Origin of the sequence: Kitasatospora sp. NPDC093102 (genome assembly GCF_040683915.1) — a bacterium.
GTDB lineage: Bacteria > Actinomycetota > Actinomycetes > Streptomycetales > Streptomycetaceae > Kitasatospora.
The window spans coordinates 1-6,256 of the sequence record NZ_JBFBFA010000104.1 but is presented as its reverse complement, the minus strand read 5'-3'; the positions used below and the strand labels follow the sequence as shown (position 1 = coordinate 6,256).

Here is a 6,256-nt window from a genome sequence, read left to right as displayed (position 1 = left end):
GGGTGGACGCCCCGAGGCCCATTGCCATCGGGAGATGTTCGACGCGGTGCGTTACCTCGTCGACAACGGCGTGAAGTGGCGGGCGATGCCCGTCGGCCTGCCCGCCGTCTTCCACGCCCTGTGGCACGGCTGGCTGAGTGTGTCGTTGGACAGGCCCCTGCACGAGCAGGTCGTCGTCGGTCCCGGGAGCGGGCCGGGCGGCGGCGCGAACGCGGGCAGGAGAAGCGCCGGCAACGGTGACGCCGGGGGGCACGGCTCGGTCGACGGTCCCGGGCGGCCCGGCGGCCGGTTCGCGGCCGGCCCGGTGGTGGCCGGTGCGGATCCGCACGCGCGCGGCGTGGGCGGGGGTGCGTGGTGAGCGCGGGAGCGGGGCGTCGGGTCGGACGGCCGGTGGTGGCGGTCGGCGGGCACGTCGATTTCCAGGGGATCCGGTGGCAGGTCGTGCGCCTGGCCGGTCAGCGCGTCCACCTGGTCGGCGATGAGCGGGAGGAGGTGGTGCTGGCCGGGTACCTGTTCGCCGACCCCATGTTCACCGTCGTCGGCCCGGAGCAGGAGAAGGCGGCGCCTCAGTGGGGCCTGTTCGAGACCGCGCCGGCTACGGCCCGGGAACGGGCGCTGGCGTGGCGCCGGCACATCCGGGAGGTGGAGACCGGCCACCCGGACGGGGCGGGCGCGGGCTATGTGGTGCACGAGCGCTACGACCCCGAGCGGTACACGCTGGCGCAGCGGGAGCGGGCCAAGGCCGAGGAGCTCACCGCTATCGGTTTCGGGAAGGTCACCCGTTCCACGGTGTAGCGGATGCGTCTGGACTATCGCAAGCAGGGTCTGTGGGGGCTGGTCGACCACCGCACCACCCGTGGGCCCATGCCTGCGGGGCGCGCCGACGAGCGGGTGGTGGCTGCGGTGAAGGAGGCGGTCGGGCGCCGGCGCGGCCGTTCCAAGGGCACCGTCAAGGCGCTGTTCCCGGTGGCGGCGCGGATCCTCGCGGAGCGGCACGGTGACGCGGTGGTGATGTGCTCGCAGGCCACCTTCTACCGGCTGGTGGCCGCGCTCACTGACCCGCGCGAGGGTCTGCACGGGCGCGGGGACGGTGTTCCCGGGCCGCGGGAAGGGCGGGCGTTCACTCCGGCCGTGGCGCTGCGCCCGGGTGAGCAGGTCCAGGTCGACACCACGCGCCTGGACGTGTTGGCCGTCTTCGAGGACGGCACCCTGGGCCGGCCGGAGCTGACGATCGCGGTCGATGTCGCCACCCGAGCGATCCTGGCCGCCGTGCTGCGCCCGCACAGCACCAAGGCTGCCGACGCCGCGCTGCTGCTGGCGGAGATGGCCGTCCCCCAGCCCGCCCGGCCCACCTGGCCCGACGCGCGGGTGCTCCGGGGGCGCCGGGCGGGGCGGCGGCCCGGGCCTCCGCCGGGGCGTCAGGTCAGGGGCGGGGCCGTCCAGGCCCTCCGGCCGGGGCGGACAACACCCTCACTCCGTACCGGAATCCGCACCGGAGAACGCATCGGCCCCACCCGCCCACGGATCGAGTCCCGGCTCATGCAGGCGGGACTCCTCGTCGGTGCTCAGGAACCTCGCCGAGGCCGCGCTCCACGGCGAACGGTCGCCGATGGGGCGGGAACCGAGTTCCGGAGGGGACGCCGATCAGGAACTCGCCCCTGCCGCACGGATGGAGGCTGTTCCCCGGAAGCAGAGGGAGGACGGGGTCAGTGCTGCAGGACGGTGAGGGCGTAGGCGCGGGTGCCGGCGACGTGGCGGCGGGCGAGGTCGGCGGCGGTGCGGGGGTCGCGGGCGCGGATGGCGGCGAGCAGCTGCTCGTGTTCGGTGCACATGGGGGTGCCGCTCTCGGGGCCGGTGGTGAGGCGGAAGAGGCGGCGCAGGCGGCCGTCGAGGGGGGCCATCATGTCCTGGAGCAGCGGGTTGCCGGAGAGTTCGACGATCGCCCGGTGGAAGTCGGCGTTGAGGCCGACGGTCTCGCGCAGGCGGCCGGCTTCGGCGGCCCGGCGGGTGCGGGCGAGGATGCGCTCCAGGTTCTTCAGCCCGGCGGGGGTGGCGTGCTGGGCGGCGAGGCTGGCGGCGAGGGCCTCCAGGGGCTCCCTCACGGCGAAGAAGTGCTCGGCCTCGGCGGGGCCGAACTCGGCGACCACCGCACCCTTGCGGGCCTGGACGGTGAGGAAGCCCTCGGTCTCCAGGCGCTGCATGGCCTCGCGGACGGGGACGCGGGAGACGTCCATGGTGTCGGCGAGTTCGCGTTCGACCAGGCGGCGGCCGGCGGGGTACTCGCCCTCGATGATCCGTTCGCGCAGCCGGAGGTAGACGAGGTCCCTCAGCGACTGGTGGGCGTCGCCGGGCGTGTCGGGCATCTCGGGCTCCAGTCGGGTGGGGGTCGCGCCTGGTCGCGGGGGCTGGGCTGATCATTTCAGATCGCCGGCCGACACCCCTTGCCTGGTATTCGGTATACCAGATAGCTTGTGGCTCCCGCCGGGCCGCGCGGCCGTCTCCGCAGGCCGGGCCCGTCCCGCTCCCCTGATTCCTGGACGCCCACGTGACCTCCCCCGCCCTCCTGCTCGACGCCACCCTGCCCGACGGCAGCGCCGTCGACGTCCATCTCGCCGACGGCCGGATCACCGCCCTCACCCCGGTGTCCGCGCGGCCCCCGCACACCGGCGCCCCCGGCGCGGTGCGCCTGGACGGCGCGCTGCTGCTGCCGGCCCTGGTGGACGGGCACGCCCACCTGGACAAGACCTTTCTCGGCGCGCCCTGGCAGCCGCACCGCGCCACCGACGGCCTGCGCGCCCAGATCGCCTCCGAGCGCGCCCTGCGCCACGAGGTCGCCCGCCTGGCCCCGGTCGCCGAGCGCGCCGAGGCGCTGGCCCGGCGGATGGCCTCACTGGGCACCGGGCACGTCCGCTCGCACGTCGACGTGGACCCGGACACCGGCCTGGACCACCTGCACGCCCTGCTGGAGGTGCGCGAACGCGTCCGGGACGTCATCGGCGTCCAGCTGGTCGCCTTCCCGCAGAGCGGCGTGGTCGCCTCCCCCGGCGTCGCCGACCTGCTGGACGCGGCCCTGCGCGAGGGCGCGGAACTGATCGGCGGACTGGACCCGGCCGGGTTCGACGGCGACGTGGACGGCCAGCTCGACATCGTCTTCGGCCTCGCCGGGCGCCACGGCGCCGGCGTGGACATCCACCTCCACGACGGCGGCCCCGTCGGCGCCTCCCAGCTGCGTGACATCGCCGACCGCACCGCGGCCCTCGGCCTCGCCGGGCGCGTCGCGGTCAGCCACGCGTACGCGCTCGGCGGGCTCGACGCGGACGAACTCCACACCACCGCACGGAAGCTGGCCGAGGCCGGAGTGGCGATCATGACCAACGGCCCGAGCCGCTCCATGCCCCCGGTCAAGCTGCTGCACGAGTACGGCGTACGGGTCTTCGCCGGCTCCGACAACATCCGCGACGCCTGGTGGCCCTACGGCACCGGCGACATGCTGGAGCGCGCCACCATCATCGGCCTCCAGGGCGAGCTGATGACCGACCGGGAACTGCTGCTCGCCGCCGACCTGGTGACGACGCACGCCGCCGCCGCGCTCGGCCTGAGCGACTACGGCCTGGCCCCCGGCGCCCCGGCCGACCTGGTGGCGGTCGCCGCCGGATCCGTCCCCGAGGCCGTCGCCGCCCACCCCGAGCGGCTCCTCGTCCTGCACGGCGGCCGCACCCTCCTCGACCGCACCCCCGGCGCCCGCTGACCCCCGCACCCGCGGCGCGCCACTCCTCCCCCACCCCCCTGCTGGAAGGACGCCCCCACCGTGAACCCCTCCGCGGAAAGAACCCGGCCCGCCCCGCCCTTCCCGCAGGCCCCTGCGGACGGACCCGGCCGCCTCGCGGGTGGCCAGATCGGCACCACCGACCTGGTCTTCTTCGTGGTCGCCGCCGCCGCGCCGCTCACCGTCCTCGCGGGCATCGCCCCGTTCGCCATCGGCGTCGGCGGCGCCTCCGCCCCCCTCGCCTACCTGATCTCGGGCGCGCTGCTCGTCCTGTTCGCCGCCGGCTTCACCGCGATGAGCCTGTACGTGCGCAACGCCGGCGCCTTCTACGCCTACGTCGCGCGCGGCCTGGGCCGCACCCTCGGCGTGGTCACCGCCTACGTCGCGGTGGTCTCCTACAACCTGATCACCCCCGGCGTGGCCGCCGCCTTCGGCTACTTCGCCGCCGGACACATCGAGCAGCGCACCGGCGCGCACGTGCCGTGGTGGCTGCTGTCGGGCGCCTGCGTCGTGGTGGTCGGCGTGCTGGGCTGGCTGAAGGTGACGCTGAGCGCCAAGGTGCTCGGGGTCGCGCTGGTCCTGGAGGTGCTGTCGCTGCTGGTCATGGAGGGCGGGGTGCTGTCGGACCGCGGCACGGCCGCCCTCGACCCCGTCTCCTTCGATCCCTCGCTGCTCGCCCAGGGCGGGGTCGCCGGCATGTTCGTCCTGGTCATCGGCGCCTTCACCGGCTTCGAGGCCACCGCGATCTACGCCGAGGAGGCCCGCGACCCGCGCCGCAGCGTGCCCCGGGCCACCTTCATCGCGATCGGCTTCCTCGCCGTCTTCTACGCCCTGGGCACCTGGATCGTCATGGGCGCCTACGGCACGGACGCCGCCGTCGCGGCCGCCCGCGCCTCCGACGGCCCGGACCTCACCTTCACCGCCGCCGAACGCTTCGCCGGCCTCTGGCTGTCCGACTCGATGCACGTCCTGATCGTGGTGAGCGCGTTCGCCTCCACCCTCGCCTTCCACAACGCGGCCGCCCGCTACCTCTACGCGCTCGGACGCGAGGGGCTGCTGCCCCGCCGGCTCGGCCGGGTGTCCCCGAGGTCCGGCTCGCCCGGCCCCGCGGTCGTGGTGCAGAGCGCCTTCAACGCCCTGGTCGTCCTGCTCGGGGCGGTCATGGCCGCCGACCCCTACCTGGTCGTGCTGCTGTGGTCCAACAGCGTGGGCGTGCTCGGCATCATGGCGATGCAGGCCCTCGCGGCGGTGGCGGTCTGGGCGTTCTTCCGGCGCGACCGGCGCGGCATGTCCGCCTTCCGAGTGGTCTGGGCACCCCTGCTGGCCGCCACCGGCCTCGCTCTGCTCACCGTCCTCGCCGTCTTCAACTTCGGCCTGCTGACCGGCGCTTCAAACGGCGTGAACGCCCTGCTGCTGATCCCGCTGCCCGCCGTCGCGGCCGCCGGCCTCCTGGTCGCCCGGCGGATCCGGCGACGGGACCCGCGGCGCTTCGCCCACCTGACCGAGATCGACGTCGAACGCGGCTGAACCCCGCCGGCGCCCGCGCGCCGGTGCCCTTCCCCCGGCCCGGGGGCGGGGCGCCGCCGCGCGGCCCCAGTCTCGCGACCAGCGGCTCTCCACGATCCCGCACTGATGCGCCGCCGCGTCGGCGAAGCGGTAGCCGCGCTCCACCAGCCACGGCCCGAACACGGTGCCGCCCGCCCCGGCGAACCCGGGGGACGAACAGCCGCAGTTCCTCGGCCAGCCCCTCGCGCAGCAGCGCCGAGACCAGCCCCGTTCCTCCGAAGCACAGCAGTGTCCCGCCCGCCCGCTGCTTCGCCCGTGCCACGGTGTCGGCCAGGTCGCCGTTGAGCACCTCCGTGCGCGGCCACTGCCGCTGGGGCCGGCCCGTCCGGGAGACCGTGAACTTCGGCAGCTCCCCGATCGTCCGGCTGAACTCCCAGTCCGCGTCGCCGGGGTGGAGGGCGGCCATCCGCTCCCAGTGCCCCAGGTACCCCTCGTCCGTCATCGGCCGGCTCAGCAGGATCCCCGAGGCGCCGGCCAGCAGGGCATTGAACGAGGCCCGCAGATCCGCGCTCCACGGCCACCGCGGCCCCCAGTTCCACAACTGCCAGTCCGCTCCCGGCACTTCACTGTCCACACAGCCGTCCGCGGACACCTGCATCGCCACGACCAGCCGCCCCGTGCCACCCATCTCACACCTCCCGCACCGGCACCCCAAGGGAAGGGTCCGACATTGTTCGACCGGCTTTCCAGTTGTGTACCGACTCAGGGCGGGCCGCGCTGGCGTGAAAGCGGGTCAAGTGTCCAGGGAACGACCGGCGCGCTCTCCCGCGATGCGTTGGCAGGGGACGGCAAGACCCGGACGACGGTCCTGCGCCGGACCCGGCAGGGGTGAGCTGCTCTGGCTTTCATGGAGTCCCCGATGTCTGGGTTTGTTACGATCCAGGCGTAAGGAGAACCACGAGCAGTGCCAGCACCCCGTAAGTA

Annotated in this window: 5 protein-coding genes and 2 pseudogenes; 5 read left to right on the top strand and 2 right to left on the bottom strand. The window is 74.6% G+C overall.

Annotation, left to right across the window (positions count from 1 at the left end; translation table 11 throughout):
• From AB0O11_RS38925 to AB0O11_RS38915, 3 genes and pseudogenes are all read left to right on the top strand, one after another.
• Nucleotides 1-91 (top strand): annotated as a pseudogene (locus tag AB0O11_RS38925) (IS5/IS1182 family transposase); the annotation flags it as partial.
• Between the two features lie 263 nt (nucleotides 92-354).
• Nucleotides 355-795 (top strand): hypothetical protein, encoded by a 441-nt coding sequence (locus AB0O11_RS38920; RefSeq protein WP_363397264.1) that lies wholly within the window; start codon nucleotides 355-357, stop codon nucleotides 793-795.
• Nucleotides 796-798: 3 nt separating this feature from the next.
• On the top strand, nucleotides 799-1,734 hold the full coding sequence (locus AB0O11_RS38915) for a hypothetical protein (RefSeq protein ID WP_363397261.1): 936 nt from the start codon (nucleotides 799-801) through the stop codon (nucleotides 1,732-1,734).
• Here the strand turns inward: AB0O11_RS38915 and AB0O11_RS38910 are convergent.
• Entirely contained in the window at nucleotides 1,707-2,363 is a 657-nt protein-coding gene (locus AB0O11_RS38910; RefSeq protein ID WP_363397258.1) for a GntR family transcriptional regulator, read from the bottom strand. The two genes, AB0O11_RS38915 and AB0O11_RS38910, sit on opposite strands and share 28 nt — an antisense overlap.
• A 182-nt stretch (nucleotides 2,364-2,545) precedes the next feature.
• Between AB0O11_RS38910 and AB0O11_RS38905 the strand changes: the two genes are divergently transcribed.
• Nucleotides 2,546-3,748 carry an amidohydrolase family protein gene (locus AB0O11_RS38905; RefSeq protein WP_363397256.1) on the top strand — a complete coding sequence of 401 codons (1,203 nt, stop codon included), beginning with the start codon at nucleotides 2,546-2,548 and terminating at the stop codon, nucleotides 3,746-3,748.
• 60 nt (nucleotides 3,749-3,808) lie between these two features.
• A complete protein-coding gene (locus tag AB0O11_RS38900; protein WP_363397253.1) occupies nucleotides 3,809-5,293 on the top strand; it encodes an APC family permease in 1,485 nt (494 codons plus the stop codon).
• 157 nt (nucleotides 5,294-5,450) lie between these two features.
• On the opposite strand, the pseudogene AB0O11_RS38895 reads toward AB0O11_RS38900, so the two are convergent.
• Nucleotides 5,451-5,930: pseudogene (locus AB0O11_RS38895) on the bottom strand (dihydrofolate reductase family protein); the annotation flags it as partial.
• Between the last annotated feature and the right edge of the window lie 326 nt (nucleotides 5,931-6,256).

Coding starts and splice junctions, on each gene's coding strand:
- AB0O11_RS38915 (WP_363397261.1), top strand. CDS start 799: ATGCGTCTGGACTATCGCAAGCAGGGTCTGTGGGGGCTGGTCGACCAC.
- AB0O11_RS38910 (WP_363397258.1), bottom strand. CDS start 2,363: ATGCCCGACACGCCCGGCGACGCCCACCAGTCGCTGAGGGACCTCGTC.